Here is a 19,213-nt window from a genome sequence, read left to right on the forward strand (position 1 = left end):
AGAAGCGCTTTCCCGGCGTCCTGGCTGAGCCCCATGTCACATGCCGGCGTCTTGGCGAAACGCGGGGGAACCTGCCGCTAGCGGTGGAGAGGCAGCCCTCTTCGCGGGTCGTCTCCAGTTACGCGCGCTGCTTGCGTCTTTTGCCGCGCCACCGCCCGCGCTGGCCGGTACAGCACCAGCGCCAGCACCACGAATTTGGTCAACAGCGTCGTCTTGGAGGCGAGGGTCTCGGAGGTGTTGAGCAGGATCAGCCAGCCCAGCATGGGCAGCCAGATGCCGGGATGGCAGCGGCGTGCCACCTCGTGCATGAACAGCACGAAGCCGAACAGCATCAGCAGGGTAAAGAAGGCGCCCTGATAGAGCACCATGCGTATGATCGGGTTCTCGATGCCTTGTTCCAGGCCGTTGATGCGGCGCATGCTTTCGATCAGATCGATATCAGGCCCCACGATCAGGTCGCCCAGCCCCAGATTCTTGAAGAGGTCGAACATTTCGACGCGGGCATTGGCGCTGCCGCTGTCGGACACGAAGCGTTCCAGCAGCGCGTCGAAGAAGCCGTAGGAAAAGAGAAGGGCGACCGCCACCGGCAGCAGCGTGGCGAGCAGGACCGCAAGGGCCGCGCCCAGCAGGCTGACGCGTCCATGCCGCAGATAGGCAACGCCGCTGAAAAGCAGATAGATGCCGCCGAGCGCGAGCGTGATCACCATCGCCGAACGTCCGCCGAAGGCGACCAGCGCCGCGGTTTGCAGGCCGATCAGCGAAAGCCGCAGCGGCATCGACAGCGACCGTGAGCCGGAGAGCAGCGCCAGCACATACACCGCGGTGATCGTGGCATTGGCCAGCGGATGGCCCTGAAGCGCGGTCGAGCGCAGGTCCGTGAACACCTCGCCGTCGAGCCGGTAGGGAAACACCAGCGTCTTGGTCGCGAACTCGAACAGCGCCAGCACCGCATTCGCCGACATCACCGCATGAACGACCGTCTGCAGCCGCGCGAAGGTCCGGTCGTCGTCCTCGGCCAGCATCAGCACCAGCAGCGCCGCCGTCACGAACGTATCGACCATGCCCGCCATGCCCGGGCGATGCCTGACGACGACCACCACCAGGAGCACGACCGAGATGACCGCCATCAGCGCGCTGGCCGGCCGCCGGTCGGTAACGGCAGCCATATAGCCGACCGGATTGCCGAACGTGCATGAACGCCAGGCAAACACCAGCACCAGGAGATAGGTCGACGGATGGATCTTGGTGGCCGGACTGCCGAGCAGGCCGTCGTAATTGTAGCCCACCAGCCATAGCATGCCGCCGGAAACGGCGAACAGCACCGCCACCGTGACGACCAGGCCGAAGCGGGTCACCCAGTCGATGGAATTGCCGGCGCGGGATGCGGCGGCGGCTTGACCCGGCGCGGCCCAGCCGGCTGCCGAGCTGGCGGGCCGGACGGCGGCCATGTCAGGCCGCCTCGTCGACCAGCAAGGCGCCGGTCGGCAACCGCCCCATGACGGAAATGGCCTGCGAGGCCGCCGTGACATCGCGCATCGGCGTCGAGTTCAGCGTGGCGACGAGCAGGATTTCGTCGGCCATCGCTACCAGCGGCGAGGCATTGAGGTTGTCGGCCAGCGCGCCGCCATCGATGACGACGAGTTCGAAGTTGCGGCCCGCCTGGGCCAACATCTGCTGGGCAAAATAGACGCCCTGCGCTTCCTGGAAGACGGCCTTTGACCGGCCCCTGCCCAAAAGCGCGACATTGCTGCCGGGCGTATACTGGCTCAACGCCTCGATGCCGTATTCGCCGCGCAGCACGTCGAGTACGCCCGGCTGCTGATCTTTCTGGCCGCCGCCGGCATTGGTATCGATGAACAGGATACGGCCGCCCCGGGCGGCCGCGGCATTGGCCAGCAAGCGCGCCACCCTGCCGCGATGCGCGGCGTCCTCGGGCGGCGACGTCACCAGTATGGACGGCACCAGCGGCCAGTCCGGCGGGCGCCGGCCCGACGAGAACATGCGCCTCAGCGCCAGCCCCACAACCGCGTCCGTCTTCTGGCTCGCCGCGGCGGCCGTGCCGCCGAAAGGCCACCAGCGACGGGTGTTGCCCGATTTTGCCGGCACCACGCCAAGCACCGGCGCGTCGATGGCCGATTGCATCTGCGCGCTGGAAAGCACCGTGGGCGAGGAATATTCCGCGATCAGCGCCAGGCCGGTGCCGAGCCCCAGGCCGCCGAAGAGCGCGCCCAGGACAAGCAGCGACAGCGGCGGCCAGCTCTTCTTCAGGGCCGGCATGGCGCTGGAGATGATCCGCGCATTGGTGCTGTCGACGTTGATCTGCTCGCGCGTCTCCTGCACACGCTGCAGATAGTTGGCATAGACGGAGCGAACGGCCTCGAGATCGCGCTGCAACTCGCGCAGCTTGACCGAAGCCTGGTCCGTATCGAGCGACTTGGTCTTCATGCCGGCGACCTTGGCCTCCAGCGCCTGCTGGTTGGCCAGCGCTCGCTCGTAGTCGGTCTCGGCAGCCGCTCCGATGCGGCCGAGCTCTCGCCCGATCAACGCACGCGTGTCGCGCAGCTGCTGCTGCGCCGCGATCATCGAGGGATGGCGTGGCCCAAGTTCCGTGCCGAACTGCGATACCTTGTCGACAAGCGTCGCCTCCTGCGCCCTGAGGCTCGAAATCACCGAGGAGCGCATCGCTTCCGAGGTCGCGTCCGGCGCCCCGCCCGACCTGCGCAACTGGTCGACCTGCGCCTTCAGCGCCGCAGTGCGGCTTTGCGCCGCCGAAAGCTGCGTATTCAGCTCGGTCAGTTCCTGGTCGCTGACCAGATTGCCCGCCGCCATCACCATGTTGTTGGCGGACCTGTAGGCCTCGACGGCATTCTCGGCCTGCTGGACGCGCTTGCGTTGCTCATCCAGCCGCGCGGCGATGGCGTCCGAAGCGTCCTTGGCCATCCGCGCGCGTGAGCTCGCCTGATCCGCCAGATAGGCCTGCGCGATCGCATTGGCCAGCATCGCCGACTTCTCGGCGTTCTTGGTGGTGATGATCACCTCGATGACCAGCACTTTGTCCGCTCGCCGCACCGCCAGGCGTGCGCGCAACGCATCGAGTGTCTTGGCCGTCTTGTCGGCTTCGCCCGACCCCGAACCCAGCAATCCGCCGAGTAAGCGTCCCAGCATGCCCTGCCCGTTGAATTCAGGATCCTCAGTCAGGTTGGTCGCCTTGATGGCCCTGAGCAGCACCCCCGTCGACTGGACGACGCTGACCTGGCTTTCCACACGGGTTATGCCGCCGTCGGGCGGCACCTGGCTCGGATTGACGTCGTTGCTGACCACCTGCAGGTCTTGCGGATCGATGATGATTTCCGCCGCCGAGCTGTAGAGCGCCGGCGTCAAAAGCCCATAGAGCAGGGCGCCGAGGGTCAGCAGCGCGGTGATGGCAAAGATGAGGGAACGGCGGCGCACCAATATGCGCTTCACGTCGCCCAGCTCGACGGTCGAGGCCGGGTAGGATGGCGCCAACGGCACCGCTTCGGGCGCGTATTGCATCGCCTCCGGAGCGTATTGTTGCGGCAACGAGAGCAGGGATGATTGCAAGGGTCGCTCCGACAACACTCCATGCGCCTGCAAAGATCAAATTGCGGCTTTGTCTTAGCTATGCTTCCAACTGTTAAAACACTGTTAATTATATTGAGAGCTCTTGTGAATTTTGGCACGGAGTTTGCCTAGAAGAGGCGCGAGTGTTGATACGGCGCGGGCAACGGGGGAATGACATGGAATGGGGCAACACTTCATCCGTCCGGCCGTTTCCCGCGTCCAAACACCGGCCCAATACCGAACATCACAACGATGAGGATGCGACATGCAGGTGAGCCTGCGCCTGGACAGCGAATGCCCGCGTGCCTTTCACCTGACGCTGCTGGAGCGCCTGGCGGCGCTGGCGCATGTCGAGGTCTCTGTCGATCTCAGGCCGGCCGAGGGCGGCGTACCACCCAGCGCCGCGGCGCTGTTTCAGCTGGAAACGGCCATCCATGGCCTGTCCGCGAACGGGCTGGCGAAACGCCTGCCGCTTTCGGCGCTGGCGCCCTATCAAGCGCGGCCGCCGACAGCGCCCGATCTGGTGATCGACCTCTGCGGCGACGTGCAGCGCGAAGAAACGCGCGTCTGGCGCGTGACCTATGACGGCGCGGCGGGCGAAGCAGCCCTGCTGGCGCTGATCCTCGATGGGCGAACGCCGATCGCCCGTATAGAGGAAAACGGTGCGTACCTCGCCGAAGGCCGCTTGGGCACCGAATATGGCGGCATCGCGCTTGCCTCGTTCCAGGATATGCTGGCGCGCACCGCGAGCCTGATCCTGGCGGCGATGACCGGCGCCGCGCGGCACGCCCTCTCCGTCCTGCCGGAGCCGGCGCACGGCAATGCCGCGCCCGCCCTGCCGTCCTCCGCCAAGCTTGGCGTCAGGGCCGGCAAGGCGCTGGCGCGGCGCGTCGTCCAGAAGATCTACCATCTCTGCTACAACGCCCCGCACTGGAAGGTCGGCTGGCGGCAAACGCAGGGGCAGGACCTGCTCGACCTGCGGGCGCATCCGGCAACCGGCTGGCAGGTGCTTCCCGACGACGGCAGCCGCTTCTACGCCGACCCGTTCCCGATCCTGCATCAGGGCAAGGTGACCCTGTTCGTCGAGGACTATATCCACCGTTTGGGCCGGGCCATCATCTCCGCCGTGCCGTTCGGCCCGTCGGGGCCGATCGGCCGCCTGGAACCGGTGCTCGACCTGCCCTATCACCTGTCCTATCCGTTCGTCTTCGAGCGCGACGGCGAAGTCTGGATGGTGCCGGAGAGCTGCGCCAACCGCACGGTCGACCTCTACCGCGCCACCGCCTTCCCTGGCGGCTGGGTCAAGGAAGCGACGCTGCTGTCAGACATCGTCGCCAGCGACGCCACCCTGGTCGAGCATGGCGGACGATGGTGGCTGTTCGCCACCGTCAGGGACGGCGGCGGCGCCTTTTCCGACGCGCTGCATCTGTGGTCGGCGCGGGACTTTCGCGGACCGTGGACGCCGCACCCCAAAAACCCCGTCCTGATCGACATCGCCTCGGCGCGACCGGCGGGCCGCATGGTAGAACGGGAGGGCCAATTGCTGCGCCCCGTGCAGGACTGCCGCAGGAGCTATGGCGCGGCGCTCGGCATCGCACGCATTGTTCACCTGGACTTGGACGGCATGAGCCAGGTTGTCGAGACCATCTTGACGCCTGGCGCGTTATGGAGCGGGCGCAAGCTGCACACGCTCAACGAGGCGGGCGGCCTTGAATTCATCGACGGTTCCGCGATCGCGCCGCGCTGGAAGCAAACGAGCGGCGGGCGCTGACGACGGCCTGCGCATAAGGTCGATACGGCCCTCTGGCAAAAAGCCCCCGCCAGTCATGGCCGGCGGGGTGAGGCTCTGGAGTAAGCCGGAATCGGTCCGGCATGGATCAACGTATGGAGCGGTGGTTGGTTGCGGCGCCAGAAGCGCATTCCCTTTCCCTTTTTTGGGCCCTTGTGCAAGAACGGCCCCTCGCCCCAGCCGCAATCCCGCCTTTCTTGTCGCGAAATTTTCCTCCTCCGTATGCATGTTGTAAGTCGTTTAATCCGGGATAGATTGCATCCAGAAGGGCGCCAAAACGATCGCGCCGGGAGGAATTCGCCATGTCCGACAGCGCCCTGCCGCTGGTCATCAGCGCGCCCGAACCGCGCACGCTCGACCTCATCTTCACGCCGCCGCAGCTGGCGCGCTTCAAGGCGAAATATCGCATCGTCGAGACGACGCCGGACGGCGTGGCGAAACTGCCGGCCGATGTGCTGGCCGAGGCCCGCTACATCGTCGGCCAGCCGCCGATCGCGGCCGAGACGCTGGAGAAGATGAAGGCGCTGCGCTGCGTCTTCAATGTCGAGAGTAACCTCATCGACAACATGCCCTATGAAACGCTGTTCGCGCGCGGCATCCATGTCGTCACAACGGGCCTGGTCTTCGCCGAGCCGGTGGCCGAGCTCGGCCTTGGCATGGCGCTCAACCTCGCCCGCGGCATCGTCGATGCCGACCTTGCCTTCCGCAAGGGCGAGGAATTGTGGGGCGGCGACGGCAACCGGACGGCGCGGCTGTTGTCAGGCGCCGATGTCGGCATCATCGGCTTCGGCGATCTCGGCCGCGCGCTGAACCGGCTGCTGTCGGGTTTCCGCACCAGGACAAAAGTCTTCGATCCCTGGCTGCCGCCGTCGATCCTGATCGACAATGGCGTCGAGCCGGCCTCGATGGACGAGGTGCTATCCGCCAGCGACTTCGTCTTCGTCGTCGCCTCGGTGACCAGCGAGAACCAGGGCTTCCTCGGCGCCGACGCCTTTGCCAGGATGCGCAAAGGCGCGGCCTTCATCCTGCTCAGTCGCGCCGGCGTGGTGGACTTCCCCGCTTTGATGGCGGCGGTGAAGGGCGGCCACATCCTCGCCGCCAGCGACGTCTTCCCCGAGGAGCCGCTGGCGCGGGACCACCCGGTGCGCGCCTTGCCTGGCTTCCTGCGCTCGGCCCACCGCGCCGGCGCGCTCGACATCGCCTTCAAGCGCATGGGCGACATGGTGCTGGAGGACATGGACCTGATCGACCGCGGCCTGCCGCCGCTGCGCTCCAAGCGCGCCGAGCGCGAAACGGTCTCGCGCATGCGCTCAAAGCCGGTGGACAGGAACTGACAGGGCGGCGACGTCCCTCGCGTCGCTTGACAAAAGCATGGCCAGCGACGACCCTCGCCCGGCCCATCTGGGGCTCGGCAAGCGGCAGGGACCGTCGGCGGTAATGGCGCAGCTGGCGGGCTCAAGGCCAATCGGTCCGGCCGGCCAAGCGGTCCGGTTCTCTTTTTTTCGCCATGGCAAGGCGGCAAGAGCGGCCCTCGCCATGAGGCTGTCGAAAACGCGACGGAGCGCGATGCTCAACACGATCGATTATGGCGGCAAGGAAGCCGATATCGTCCACGCGCTGGAGGAAGACATCATCTTCGGCAGGCTGGCGCCCGGCGCGCGCCTGGTCGAGGACGTGCTGCTCGCCCGCTTCCCGGTGTCGCGCCATGCCATTCGACAGGCGCTCTATCAGCTCGAAAGGCTAGGCGTCGTCACGCGCGAGCGCAACAAGGGCGCCATGGTGCGGCGGCTGTCGCCCGACGAGGTACGGCAGATCTACGAGGTGCGCGAGATGCTGCAGCGCCAGGCGGCGCTGATGATCCGCCTGCCGGCGAGCGATGCGCTGATCGAAGAGCTGACGCAGATCCTCCGCATCTATAACGACCATGTCGAGAGCGGCTACCTGCGCGGCATCCACGAGGCCAATGATCGTTTCCATCTCACCATGTTCTCGGCCTGCGGCAATGCCTATCTGGTGGCCTCGATCGAGCATTACATGCGCCTCAGCCTGCCGGTGCGGGCTAACTCGCTGGCCGACAGGGAAAAGCTCGACATCTCGCGCCAGCACCACGCGATGATGATCGAGGCGCTGAAGCGCCGGGACAATTGGGTGCTGGCGCAGCTCTGCGTCGACCATTTGCAGCCCAGCAAGGCGTTCTATCTCCAGGAGATCGAGAGCGGCTGAGACCGCCCTGGCTAAAAGGCGCAAGACTGATAACAGGCCGAGCGGCGCCGGCGCCTTCTATCTCACCTTCACGACCACCTTGCCCTTGGCGCGCCCCGTCTCGACATAGGCCAGCGCCTCGTTGGTCTTTTCGAATGGGAATACCTGATCCATGACAGGGTGTATGACGCCGGATTGGATAAGTGACGTGATCCTGTTCAGCTGATCGCCCTGCGCCCACATGAACAGGAACGAATATCCGACCCCGGCGCGTCTGGCCCTGCCGCGTATGCCGCGGCTCAGCAGGCGCAGGACCAGTTTCAGGACAATGTTGAGGCCTTTGTCCCTGGCGAATTCGGGATCCGGTGGACCGGAGATGGAGATGAGCTTTCCACCCGGCTTCAGCACATGCAGGGATTTCTCGAGCGTCTTGGCGTCCTGGCTGTTCAGGACGACGTCGTAGCCGTGCAGGACCTTCTCGAAGTCCTCCTTCTTGTAGTCAATGACGACATCGGCTCCGAGACGTCTCACCAGATCGGCGCTCGCGGCACTGGCCGTCGTCGCCACGGTGGCGCCGAGATGTTTTGCCAGTTGGATGGCGAATGTCCCCACACCGCCCGAGCCGGCCTGGATGAACACCCTCTGCCCTTTCTTCAGCCCTGCCCTGTCGACGAGCACTTGCCAGGCCGTCAGGCCGACCAGCGGAATGGAGGCCGCCTCCTCCATGCTGAGACTGTCGGGCTTCAGGGCCACGTCGGCTTCTTCGACGGCGATGAACTCGGCGAAAGTCCCGATCCGGCCGTCGCGCGCCCGCGCATAGACTTCGTCGCCGATCTTGAATTTGCGTACTTTCGACCCGACGCTAACGACGATGCCGGCCACGTCGTGGCCAAGGATGAAGGGCGGGCGGTAAGGCAATATGAGTTTGAACTCGCCGTCCCGGAGCTTGGAATCGAGAAGGTTTACGCCAGCGGCGTGGACCTCGATCAAGACGTCGTTGTCGCGCGGTTCCGGCTCAGGCATCTCTGCAAGCCGCAGGGCGCCCTTCTTCTGATATTTGTCGACGACAAAGGCTTTCATCATATTCGCTTTCTTGAAATGAATCCCGATATCGGACAGGCCGGGCTTTCGGGGCAGCGAAACTGCTTGTGCGGGCACCGACTTGGCACGCTCCGTTCAGGCAGGCAGGCGGAACTGCTTGCGCAAGGTCTTGTCGAACGTCGCGGCGGGCGCGAACCGCCGCAGCGTGCTGACCAGCCGGGCTGTCTTGCCGGCGGTGTAGCGTCGGCGCTGACGCTTGTCGGTGGCGGCCCTGAGTACCACATTCGCCACCGCTTCCGGAGGGTCTGCTTTCGGCATCACGTCGCGAAGCAATGCGTCGATACCGGCGCGGGCCTGATCGTATTCCTTCATGACTGAATCGGGCTCGAGCCCGTTCTGGTCGAACACGGTGCGCACGAAGGCAGGTTCGATGACCGAAACCCGGATGTTGAAAGCGCGAACCTCGTGGTCGAGCGATTCCGAATAGCCTTCGAGCGCGTGCTTGACGGCGGAATAGTGAGCCGAGTACGGCGCGGGGACCAATCCCAGGATCGAGCCGATATTGACGATGCGCCCCTCGCCGCGCCGCCGCATCGACGGCAGTACCGCGTTGATCATCCGCATGACGCCGAACAGATTGACATCGAACAGGGCCTTGGACTGGGAAACCGAGGATTCCTCCGCGCCTCCCAGCAGCCCGATGCCGGCATTGTTGACCAGCAGGTCTATCCGGCCGGTCCTGGCGAGGACATCTGAAACCAGAGTTGCGACCGACGCGTCATCGGTCACGTCACAAACCAGCATCGATATCCCGTCCGAGCCTTGACCCGATATTTTACGGCTGGTGCCGAAGACGGTGAAACCCGCCCGCGCCAAAGCCTCCGCGCTGGCGCGGCCGATGCCCGAGGAGGCGCCGGTCACGATCGCTGTCTTTCCTGAATTCCGGTTCATCTGGTAACTCCGAACTCGAGAGGTCTTGCCTCTCGGCGATGATTGAATTATAATCATAATATCACATTACGAGTGTAATGCAATAGGGAAGCGGAAGGAGCGCCATGCGCTACGAAAAAGGCCGGAAGGACGCATCACGCAGCCGGATCATGGAGGTCGCCGCCGAACGGTTTCGCAGTGACGGCATCGCCGCGTCCGGACTGGCAAGCATCATGAGCGACGCCGGCATGACGAACGGCGCCTTCTATCCACACTTTCAATCCAAGGCCGAACTCGTCCGCGAAAGCATGGTCGCGGCACTGGAGGCTCAGTCGCAGCAATTGCAGGAGGCGTTGGCCTCGGGAGGGCTGGAGTTGGCCCTCGCCATGTATCTGTCGCCCGAGCACCGGGATCATCCGGAGACCGGCTGTGCTTCGGCGGCGCTGTTGCCCGAAATCGCGCGTCAGCCATCCGAGACCCGCGCGCTCTACACCGAACGATTAATGACTCTGGTGCGCCAGCTATCGGCGCAGTTGCCGCCTGGAATCCCTGATCCGGAGGGCGTTGCATTGGGCGTTTTCGCGGCGCTCATCGGCGCCCTTCAACTGTCCCGCGCGGTGGGGGGAACCGAATTGTCCGATCGCATGCTGACGGCGGGAGCGGAGGCGGCGCGGACTCTGGTCCAGCCGCGCTAGAGTGAAGAGGAAGGCGCTATCCCGCGCGACGCGCCCCGGCTGCAAATCTAACGATGCAGCCAAACGAAGAAAAAAGCGGAAAGTTTCGCCGCCGTTGAACAATATATTTGTTCAGACCGGGCCTCAGCTGGCATGGCGAACCGGAACTTTCCTCCAAACGTTCCGTTTCTTTGAAGATCGTTGCTTCGACGGTCGAAGAGCAACAGGGAAGGATCCTATCATGAACATCAAGATGATCTGCGTCGGCGCGATGACGCTTTCGATGCTCGCGGGCTCGGCCCTCGCCGCCGCGAACAAGGGCACGTCGGCACTCGACGACCCGGCCAAGATGCAGCCCTTCTACACCGACTCCAGCATGAAGAAGATGCGCAGCAGCGACGAGTTCACGAAAGCGTGGAAAGCGCTCACTCCGGAAGACCAGAAGATGATGATGACGGCCTGCGACGATGAGGCCAAGGACGCCAACGCCGCCAACAGCCATCCGGAGTTCTGCAGCAGCGTCAAGGCGAATGGCGGCAGCAAATAGACCGGCCAAGAGCAGGCTTTTGTAGCCCGCACCCTGAAGACAGCCCCGTCTCGCGGGGCTGTTGTCATTCGCCGACGCGCCGGCCGGTTTCGGCGTCGAACAGATGCGCGCAGGCGCGGTCGACCTCGATGCGCACCGGCTGGCCCTGCTTGAGCGCCAGCCGCTCGCGGAAAAGGCAGTCTATCTCCTCGCCGCCCATTTCATGTCCTCACCTGGAAAGAGTGTCGTCGGCGTCAGCCGCCCTTGACCGCGCCGGCGGTCAGCCCGGCGACGATCTGCCTTTGCGCGAACATGGTCAGCACCAGCACCGGCAGCGTCACCACCAGTGCGGCGGCGGCCAGCGGCCCCCAGCTCACCTGCTCGTAGGAGAGCATGTTGTAGACCGCGACCGGCAAGGTCCGCGTCTCGCGGCTGGCCAGCACCACGCCAAAGACGAAATTGTTCCAGGAGAAGATGATGGACAGGATGAAGGCCACCACGATGCCTGGCCTGGCGATGGGCAGCGCGACCAGCCGGAACACCTGCCATGAGGAGGCGCCGTCCATGCTGGCGGCCTCCTCCAGCTCCATCGGCGTGGTTTCGAAATAGCCGATCATCACCCAGACCACGATCGGCACCGTGACCACGAGATGGATGATGATCTGCGGCCACAGCGTGCCCAATATGCCGGCCCACTGGAACAGCAGGAACAGCGGGATGAGATAGGACAGCCCCGGCGTCATGCGCGCGATCATGATGACGACCGCCGACCGTTCGGCCTTGAGCCGCGCTATGCCGTAGCCGGCAGGCACGCCGATCAGCAGCGCCAAGAGCGTCGCCGTGCCGGTCACCAGCACCGAGTTCCAGAAGTAGAGCAGGAAATTGTTCTCCTCGAACACCTTGGCATAGTTCGACCAGGCCACGTGCTCGGGGATGAAGACCGGCGGCGAGGCGCCGTTGTCGATCTCGAATTTCAGGGACAGCGAGATCATCCAGAGGAAGAACAGGATCGCCGGCGAGACGAAAACCAGGGCGGCGAAGAACAGGCCTATCCGGTTGAGCAGTCGCGAACGCATCTATTTGCCCTCCGCGTCGGTCCAGCGGCTGCGCTGGCGCAGCATCAGCAGGACGAAGGACAGCGCTACGATAAGAACGAAGAACACCACCGCCATGGCCGAGCCGTAGCCGACGTCGTAATAAGAGAAGGCGATGTTGTAGAGATAGATGTTGATGGTCTCGGAGGCCGTGCCCGGCCCACCCTGCGTCATCGCATAGATGATGTCGAAGCTCTTCAGTGCGTCGATCGTGCGGATGATCACCGCGATCATCAGGAACGGCGCGATCATCGGCAAGGTCAGGTAACGGAACTGCTGCCAGGCATTGGCGCCGTCGATCTCGGCGCTCTCGAAGGGTTCGCGCGGCACCGAGGCCAGCCCGCCCAGCACGATCAGCATCACCAGCGGCGTCCACTGCCAGGTCTCGACCGCAACCAGCGAGGGGATGACCGTCCTGGCATTGAATATCCATTCCTGCGCCGGAATGCCGACCAGCGACAGAAGGTAGTTGAGCACGCCGAGTTGCGGATGGAACATCATCGTCCAGACCAGCGCCACGGCGACGGGCGTGGCCATCATCGGCATCACGAAAATGCCGCGCAGCACGCCGCGCAGCGGGAACCGGGCATCGAAGATCAGCGCCGCGACCGTGCCGAGCAGCATCGGCGCGGCCACCGAGAGGAAAGTGTAGGACAAAGTGTGCGCGAGCGATTCCCAGAACCGCCCATCGCCGACCAGTCGCAGATAGTTCTCCATTCCCGCGAAGCTTCGCGACTGGCCAAGCGTCCAGCGGTTGACGCTCATCCACAGCGTGAAGGCCCAGGGAAAGACGATGACGGCGCCGACGACGACCAGCGCGGGGACGACGAAGGGCCAGTAGCTGGGAGCCAGCTTGACGGGCCGGCCCCCTTCGCTTGCCTGTTTCGTCACCCCGGTACGATCGGTCGTCGCCCCGGCGCGATCCGTCGTCGCCCCGGCGCGACTCGTCGTCGCCTCGGCGCGCTCTGGGGCAGTTGCGGACATCAGCCTTGCTCGCTCCTGTCGAGGACCGGCTGGAACTGTTCCGTCGCCTTCTTCAGTTCCTCCGCCGGGTCGGCCCCGGCGAGCAGGTTGCTGAGCGCCACGCCATAGATATCGCGGAACTCGGTGACCGGGATGATGACCGGCAGCGCCAGCCGGCTGACATTGCCGGAGCCGACCACGGCGTCGAGCCAGCTCGCCGGCATGGTCACGCCTTCGCGCACCTTTGGGTCTTCCAGCACCGATTTGCGGAACGGCACACCGGCACCCGCCTGCAGCAGCCGCGCGCCCATGCCGGCCGACACCGCCCATTGGCAGAAGAGGTAGGCGGCTTCCTTCTTCTCGCTGGCCGTTGTCACGCCGAGCCCGTCGCCGAACGTACCCGAGGCATGCGCCTTGGGGCCCTTGGGCATGACGCCGTAGCCGACCTTGCCGACCACCCTCGACTTCTCCGGATTTTCCATCGGCGGCGCGAAACCGACGCCGTCGAACCACATGCCTATCTTGCCTTGCAGGAAGGCGGATTGCGCTTCGGCCCAGTTGAAGCCGGTGACGCCGGGCGGCGCGGATTTGGTCATCAGCCGCTGGTAGAGGGCGGCGGCCTCTACCGCCTCGGGCGCGGTGGTGCGCAGCTTGCCCTTGTCGTCGAGCGGCGTCATGTCGTAGCCGAGCATCAGCGAGGTCCAGACCGGCGTGTTGGCATTCTTGAGGCCGCGCGCGACGAAACCGTAGGTGTTGGTCGACGGGTCGGTCAGCGCCTCCGCGGCTGTAACGAGCTGATCGAAGCTTTCGGGGTATTTGAGGCCCTTGGCCTCGAACAGCTCCTTGTTCCAGTAGATTATCCAGTAGTCGACCGAGAACGGCAGCGAGCGCAGCACGCCCTGGCCATCCTTGGCGAACAGCATGCCGGCATCGGCAAAGTCCTTTTCGACCAGGCTCGGATCGGTCAGCGTCGGGTCGGCAAGGTAGCCCGATATGTCGGCAAGCCAGCCGCCCTTCTCGAACTGCCGCTTCTGCACATGGTAGCTCAGATGCACGACGTCGAAGCTGGGTTTGCCGGAGCTGAGCTCGATCACCGTCTTCTGGCGCTGCTGCTGCTCGGGCGTCGCCTCGGCATTGACCTTGATGCCCGTCAGATCTTCGAACTCGGCGAGATATTTGATCAGCGTGTCGCTGCGCGGGCTTTTCACCAGATTGACATCGAGCGTCGTGCCCGCGAAGCGCTTCCAGTCGACGCCGGCGGCAAGGCTCGGGCGGATACCGGCAAAGCCGGCGCCGGCGAGCATGGCGGCGCCCGCAAGGAGCTGCCTTCTGGTTGGGTTGAATGGATTGGACGGCATTTCTTCCTCCCGGTTGCTGTCGTTGTCGATTGCGCCGCGACAGGCACGGCGCGGCCTGCTTCCTCAGATATGGAGCGCCAGCCGGCGCGCATTGTCGATATGCTGGCTGATCGCCTCGACCGCCTTTTGTGGATTGCGGCTTTCGAGGGCTTCGATCACGCTCAGATGCTCGCGCATCACCGGCACCACGCGCCCGTCGATGCGGAACCGTTCCTGGTGGATCAGGCGGATCTTCACCGAATTGACCAGATAGGCCTTGGCAATGATCTCGTTGCCGAGCGCATCGATGAAAGTATCGTGCATGGCCCAGTCGATGGTCTGAGCCCTGGCCTCCATCTCCGGCGTCGGGATCTGCGCCAGCGCCTGCGCAAGCATGTCCTCATGCTCGCGGCGCAAGCGCGCGAGTTCGTCGTCGGAGGCGCTGACGGTGAACAGCGCCACCGCCTCGCGCTCCATGAACAGGCGGAACTGGAAGGCCTCGCGGATCAGGCTGATGTCGATATGCGCAATCTGCATGCCGCGCTGCGGGATCGTCGTCAGCAGCCCCTCGGCTTCCAGGCGCGGCACGATCTCGCGGATGGCGCCGAGCGGCAGGCCGGTGAAGGCGACGAGTTCGCGCTGCGACACGAACTGGCCCGGCTTGAGGTCGCGTGCCAGCAAATGCCGCGTGAAGCTGGCATAGGCCTGCTCCCGCAGATTTGTCTGGTCGCCGCCATTGGCCATTTCAGCGCTTCCCTTCCCCGTCAGGCCGCCGCGGCCGCGAAAAGAGTGTCGTAGGCAGCGCCAAGCTGCTGGCGCCCCGGCGCCGCGATCGGCTCGAGCGGCGGCCGCACCGCCAGCCAGCGCTCGTCGCCGGTTTTGCGCGCCACCATCACCTTGACCGCAGGAATGACCGGGTGCTTGAGCAGCTCGAGCACGAAACGCTCGACCCGCGCATCGTCATGCCCCGTCTGCGCCATGGCGAGGACCTCGCCTGCGGCGAAATTGGCCATGCCCGAAATCGCGCCCTGGCCACCGATCCTGACCGCCCGCGCCAGATGCCGCTCGTCACCGATCAGGATCACCAGATCGCCATGGGCGCCGAGCAGCGCCTCGCTATAGGTCCAGTCGCCGCCGGAATCCTTGACGCCGGCGACCACGTCCGGAAACGCCTGGCGCAGCCGGCCGATCAGCCCCAGCGAAAGCTGCACCGTGGTGACCGAGGGAATGTTGTAGAGCAGCACGCCGCGGGCCAGCGGACCGAGAGCGGCAAAGACAGCGGAAAACCAGCCGAAAAGCCCATCGTCGCCGATATTCTTGAAATAGCTGGGAGGGGCAAGGAGGATGTTGCGGGCGCCGCGCTGCAAGGCATGCCGAGCCTGCTCGGCTGCATCCTCGGCCGCATCGACCAGCACGCCTGCGACAAGCTGATCCGGCGCGATGCCGGCCGCCAGCATCGCCTCGGTGACAGCCCGCCGCTCCTCGGTGCCGACCGAAGCGCCCTCCCCGGTGGTGCCGAAAAGCGTCACACTGGTGCAGCCCTGCGCCAGGCAGCTTCGGGCCCACGTCACCATGGGTGGAATGAGGATTTGCCCCGACGCATCGAAAGGCGTGGCCAGAGCAACCGAAAGACCAAAACGCGATGTCACCAGCGAGCCTCCAAAAGAGCAGTTCGCAGGTAGTGCTATCACGCTAACATGTTAGTCGTAAATAGGGCGGATGCCATTTACGGAAACACAAGTTGTAATGCTTCCGGTGCAGGCGCTATCCATGCCCGCCTCGCCGTCAGGCCGTTTGTGCCGTTTTTCCTTTTTCCTGCCATGTTGCGTTGCGAAAGATTTGTTGCATTGCGATACGATCCACCCCGGCCGACAATGGCCGCGGGTTGGGCTTGCACGAAGGATTTGTCGTGGCAGCATCGTTCCGACCCGATATCGAGGGAATGCGCGCACTGGCGGTAGCAGGTGTCGTCGCCTATCATTTCGGCCTCACAGCCCTGCCCGGCGGCTTTGCCGGGGTCGACATCTTCTTCGTCATCTCCGGCTATCTCATCACAAGACACCTTTTGCAGGAGATCGGCGAGAGCGGCCGGCTGAACCTGTGGCGCTTCTATGCCCGCCGCGCCCGGCGGTTGCTGCCGGCCTCGCTGTTCGTCATCCTCGCCACGCTGCTCGCCGGCGCCTTCATCCTGTCGCCGGAGGAACAGGCGCTCTATTCGAAGGGCGCGATGTTTGCCTCGGCCTATATGATCAATCTGTGGCTGATCCGCTGGTCGTTCGACTATTTCGCCTCCGATGCCGCCAACAACCCGTTCATCCATTTCTGGTCGCTGTCGGTGGAGGAGCAGTTCTACCTCGCATGGCCGGCGCTGCTTGTTCTCGCCGCATGGCTGCGGCCGGGACGGCGCGCGGCGATCGTGGTCATCGGCGTCACCGGCCTGGTGTCGTTCGTGGCCTGCGCCTGGCTGACCAGCGTTTCGCCGCCCTGGGCTTTCTATTTCTCGCCGCTGAGGGCCTGGGAGTTCGCCGCCGGCGGGCTTGCCACGACGGTGCCGGCAAATTTCCTCCAGCACCACCCGCGGCTGCGCGCCGCGCAAGGCTGGCTCGGCCTGGCGCTGATCGTGCCCGCCTATCTGCTGCTGGACGAGGCGCTGCCCTTCCCCGGCCTGCTGGCGCTGCTGCCGGTCGTCGGCACGGTGCTGCTGCTGGTCGGCGGGGCAGGCGAGCGCCAAACGGGTGGCAAGCTGGCCGGCGGCCCCACGGCTGTCCTGTCGCTGCAGCCCATGCAATGGATCGGCAGGCTCTCCTATTCGCTCTATCTCTGGCACTGGCCGGTCATCGTCTATGCGGGAATGGTCACCGCGGAGCTTTCCGTGCTGGACAGGTTTGCCTGCCTGGCACTGACGCTGATGCTCTCCATCTTCACCTATCACGTCATCGAAAACCCCGTGCGCCGCAACGGCTGGCTGATGGCAAGCGCCGCCCGCGCGCTCGTGCCCGCGGCGCTGCTGACCGGCGCCGGCGTGGTCGCGGCCTACGCCAATGCCAAGTTTGCCGTTCACGAACTCGATCCGGAGCAGCGCGTCATCGCCCAAAGTGCGGCGCGTCCATCCACCGCGCGTGCCAGGGGCGGCTGCGTGCTCGACTACGAGACCGTCACCCCGAAGCCCTGCGTGTTTGGCGCCAAGGATGCGAAAGGCACGATCGCGCTGTTTGGCGATTCACATGCCGACCACTGGTCGACGCCGCTGATCGAGGCGGCCGAAAAGCGCGATTACCGGGTGATTACCTGGCTCAAATCCTCGTGCCGGGCGTCCCGGCTGTCGACATGGTCGAGCAAGCTGAAGCGCGACTACGCCGAATGCGACCAGTGGCGCGAGCAGTCGATCAAGGAGATCCTGGCGCTGAGGCCGGCCCTGGTGGTGATCTCGGAAATAGCCCTGACCAGTTCGCGCAAGATGGCCGCCGGCAAGGATGAGCCCGACAGTCAGGACGCGGAGTGGAAAGCGGGCCTGCGTTCGACGCTGGAGACGTTCAGCAAGGCCGGGCTGAAAGTCGCCTTCATCCGCGACGTGCCCTTCAACGACGAGCAGGTCGACACCTGCGTGGCGCGTGCGCTGTGGCGCGGCGACACGCCCTCGCTCTGCGATCAGACGCGCGCCTATGCCGCCAACGACGCCATGGCCGCGGTGGAGCGCGACGTCGTGCGCAGCATTCCGAACGCCCGCTATGTCGATATGACCAACCAGTTCTGCAACCAGACCACCTGCCATGTCTTCATCGGCGGCAAGATCGCCTTCCGCGACCGCCACCATCTGGCGACCGCTTTCGCCGAGACGCTGGAGAAGCCGCTGGAAAAGGCGCTGTTTTAGAAGGGGTAGCGTCCCTTCTTCAAAGGCGCGCTGCCAAGGCGCCGCCCCCTCACAGCGCGCGCGGGCACGAAACATTGGTTTACCGGCTTTATGGGAACAGGGCCGCGAGGGCAGCGTTTATTAGATGAGCCTTAAAGAGGAGGTTGCCATGAAGAAACTCTTGCTCGCATCCGTGATTGCCGTCGCTTCGGCGGTGGCCGTGATCGCCCCGGCAAATGCCGCCAGCATCACGCTTGGCATCGGCAACGGCTATGACGACGATTATTATGTTCCCAGATATCGTCACCACTATCGCGATTATTCCGACGATGACGGCTACTATCGCCGCTACAGCATGTATGACGAGAGCTACCGTCCGCGTTATTACGGTCATCGTCGCTGCCACACCGAGGTGATCAAACATTGGCGTCATCACCATCGGGTCATCGAGAGAGTCCGCGTCTGCAGGCGTTGACCTGACAACCAATCCGGCCGGCATCGCGCCGGCCGGATTGTCGTGCACAGCCCATGCCCAGGAATGGCGCCACTGCCGTGCGCGCTACGCTGTCATCCGGCTACTATTTTCGCACCATCATCCCGTAGTGCATCGCCAGCAGATCGAGCCCGATTCTCAACAGCTTTGCCGCCACGTCCCTGCCCTCGCTCATCTCTCCCGCCACGCCTCTGACCGACTGCTCCAGGCACACGATCTTCCGGACCACGTCGACCACCTCCCAATGGCCGAGCGCGCGGGTCGCGGCGGCGTGCGACCGTCCGGCATTGAGCACGCTGTCAGTGATGCCGCCGCTTATCCTGTCGCCGTCGACGCGTTCGCTCCAGCGCATCGGCTTGATATCAGCCTGCTGGCTGGCGCGGAAATCCTCGCGATAGCGCAGACCGGCCTCGCGCTGCTGGTGCGACAGCGAGGTGATACCCAGCAGCGGATCGATGCTGCGCACCCGCACGATACCACCGGTGGAGGTATGGCCGTCATTGGACACCTCATAGACGCGCCGCGCCTCCGACGTGCCGGTTGCGAGCCGCTTGCGGCCGAACTCATCGTCCCGCAACGCGAAATCATGGCCGACCTCGCGGCGGATGCGCACCTGCTCGGCCTCGCCCTTCGGCAGCTTCGGCGTCTGCGGTTTAGCTGATCTGGCGGCTTTCTTGCTCATGGCTGCTTCCTTGTGGGGAGTGGATTGAGGTGCTGGCTGGCGGGGCAGCG

General features: G+C 64.8%; 18 protein-coding genes. 7 read left to right on the top strand and 11 right to left on the bottom strand.

The genetic code is table 11. The annotated features are described in order from the left end of the window. Positions 1 to 77: 77 nt before the first annotated feature. A complete protein-coding gene (locus tag ACIU1A_RS16280; RefSeq protein WP_404927755.1) occupies positions 78 to 1,448 on the bottom strand; it encodes a VpsF family polysaccharide biosynthesis protein in 1,371 nt (456 codons plus the stop codon). Position 1,449: 1 nt separating this feature from the next. After that, positions 1,450 to 3,582, bottom strand: a complete 2,133-nt coding sequence (locus ACIU1A_RS16285) for a GumC family protein (RefSeq protein WP_404927756.1) — start codon at positions 3,580 to 3,582, stop codon at positions 1,450 to 1,452. A gap of 265 nt (positions 3,583 to 3,847) precedes the next feature. On the opposite strand from ACIU1A_RS16285, the gene ACIU1A_RS16290 reads away from it, so the two are divergent. The 3 genes from ACIU1A_RS16290 to ACIU1A_RS16300 all read left to right on the top strand — a co-directional run bounded on the left by ACIU1A_RS16290 (position 3,848) and on the right by ACIU1A_RS16300 (position 7,594). Continuing rightward, positions 3,848 to 5,353, top strand: a complete 1,506-nt coding sequence (locus ACIU1A_RS16290; protein WP_404927757.1) for a formyl transferase — start codon at positions 3,848 to 3,850, stop codon at positions 5,351 to 5,353. A 320-nt stretch (positions 5,354 to 5,673) separates the two neighbouring features. Further along, positions 5,674 to 6,705, top strand: a complete 1,032-nt coding sequence (locus tag ACIU1A_RS16295; protein ID WP_404927758.1) for a hydroxyacid dehydrogenase — start codon at positions 5,674 to 5,676, stop codon at positions 6,703 to 6,705. Positions 6,706 to 6,937: 232 nt separating this feature from the next. Then, complete coding sequence (locus tag ACIU1A_RS16300) at positions 6,938 to 7,594, top strand: GntR family transcriptional regulator (protein ID WP_404927759.1); 657 nt, start codon at positions 6,938 to 6,940, stop codon at positions 7,592 to 7,594. A gap of 57 nt (positions 7,595 to 7,651) precedes the next feature. Here the strand turns inward: ACIU1A_RS16300 and ACIU1A_RS16305 are convergent, their stop codons facing one another. Both ACIU1A_RS16305 and ACIU1A_RS16310 read right to left on the bottom strand, forming a co-directional pair. Further along, positions 7,652 to 8,653 (bottom strand): NADP-dependent oxidoreductase, encoded by a 1,002-nt coding sequence (locus ACIU1A_RS16305; protein ID WP_404927934.1) that lies wholly within the window; start codon positions 8,651 to 8,653, stop codon positions 7,652 to 7,654. A gap of 96 nt (positions 8,654 to 8,749) precedes the next feature. Further along, positions 8,750 to 9,565 carry an oxidoreductase gene (locus ACIU1A_RS16310; protein ID WP_404927760.1) on the bottom strand — a complete coding sequence of 272 codons (816 nt, stop codon included), beginning with the start codon at positions 9,563 to 9,565 and terminating at the stop codon, positions 8,750 to 8,752. A 104-nt stretch (positions 9,566 to 9,669) separates the two neighbouring features. Here ACIU1A_RS16310 and ACIU1A_RS16315 point away from each other — a divergent pair, with 104 nt between their 5' ends. After that, entirely contained in the window at positions 9,670 to 10,239 is a 570-nt protein-coding gene (locus tag ACIU1A_RS16315) for a TetR/AcrR family transcriptional regulator (protein WP_404927761.1), read from the top strand. 220 nt (positions 10,240 to 10,459) lie between these two features. After that, complete coding sequence (locus ACIU1A_RS16320; protein WP_140499097.1) at positions 10,460 to 10,765, top strand: hypothetical protein; 306 nt, start codon at positions 10,460 to 10,462, stop codon at positions 10,763 to 10,765. Positions 10,766 to 10,829: 64 nt separating this feature from the next. Here ACIU1A_RS16320 and ACIU1A_RS16325 read toward each other — a convergent pair whose 3' ends face one another. The 6 genes from ACIU1A_RS16325 to ACIU1A_RS16350 form a co-directional block, all read right to left on the bottom strand. Continuing rightward, complete coding sequence (locus ACIU1A_RS16325) at positions 10,830 to 10,964, bottom strand: hypothetical protein (RefSeq protein WP_404927762.1); 135 nt, start codon at positions 10,962 to 10,964, stop codon at positions 10,830 to 10,832. Positions 10,965 to 10,998: 34 nt separating this feature from the next. Then, positions 10,999 to 11,820, bottom strand: a complete 822-nt coding sequence (locus ACIU1A_RS16330) for a carbohydrate ABC transporter permease (RefSeq protein WP_140499101.1) — start codon at positions 11,818 to 11,820, stop codon at positions 10,999 to 11,001. Then, positions 11,821 to 12,822, bottom strand: a complete 1,002-nt coding sequence (locus ACIU1A_RS16335; protein WP_224519032.1) for a carbohydrate ABC transporter permease — start codon at positions 12,820 to 12,822, stop codon at positions 11,821 to 11,823. Beyond that, entirely contained in the window at positions 12,822 to 14,159 is a 1,338-nt protein-coding gene (locus ACIU1A_RS16340; RefSeq protein WP_404927763.1) for an ABC transporter substrate-binding protein, read from the bottom strand. Before ACIU1A_RS16340 ends, ACIU1A_RS16335 begins: the two co-directional genes overlap by 1 nt. A 63-nt stretch (positions 14,160 to 14,222) precedes the next feature. Beyond that, positions 14,223 to 14,882 carry a GntR family transcriptional regulator gene (locus ACIU1A_RS16345; RefSeq protein WP_404927764.1) on the bottom strand — a complete coding sequence of 220 codons (660 nt, stop codon included), beginning with the start codon at positions 14,880 to 14,882 and terminating at the stop codon, positions 14,223 to 14,225. A 20-nt stretch (positions 14,883 to 14,902) separates the two neighbouring features. After that, complete coding sequence (locus ACIU1A_RS16350; protein WP_404927766.1) at positions 14,903 to 15,787, bottom strand: dihydrodipicolinate synthase family protein; 885 nt, start codon at positions 15,785 to 15,787, stop codon at positions 14,903 to 14,905. Between the two features lie 260 nt (positions 15,788 to 16,047). On the opposite strand from ACIU1A_RS16350, the gene ACIU1A_RS16355 reads away from it, so the two are divergent. Together ACIU1A_RS16355 and ACIU1A_RS16360 are read left to right on the top strand one after the other, a co-directional pair. Continuing rightward, positions 16,048 to 18,009, top strand: a complete 1,962-nt coding sequence (locus tag ACIU1A_RS16355; RefSeq protein ID WP_404927767.1) for an acyltransferase family protein — start codon at positions 16,048 to 16,050, stop codon at positions 18,007 to 18,009. 148 nt (positions 18,010 to 18,157) lie between these two features. Further along, positions 18,158 to 18,463 carry a hypothetical protein gene (locus ACIU1A_RS16360; RefSeq protein WP_140499110.1) on the top strand — a complete coding sequence of 102 codons (306 nt, stop codon included), beginning with the start codon at positions 18,158 to 18,160 and terminating at the stop codon, positions 18,461 to 18,463. A gap of 103 nt (positions 18,464 to 18,566) precedes the next feature. On the opposite strand, the gene ACIU1A_RS16365 is transcribed toward ACIU1A_RS16360, so the two are convergent. Then, on the bottom strand, positions 18,567 to 19,163 hold the full coding sequence (locus tag ACIU1A_RS16365) for a DUF6456 domain-containing protein (protein WP_404927768.1): 597 nt from the start codon (positions 19,161 to 19,163) through the stop codon (positions 18,567 to 18,569). Between the last annotated feature and the right edge of the window lie 50 nt (positions 19,164 to 19,213).

This window comes from Mesorhizobium maamorense (genome assembly GCF_044998965.1).
Taxonomy (GTDB): Bacteria; Pseudomonadota; Alphaproteobacteria; order Rhizobiales; family Rhizobiaceae; genus Mesorhizobium.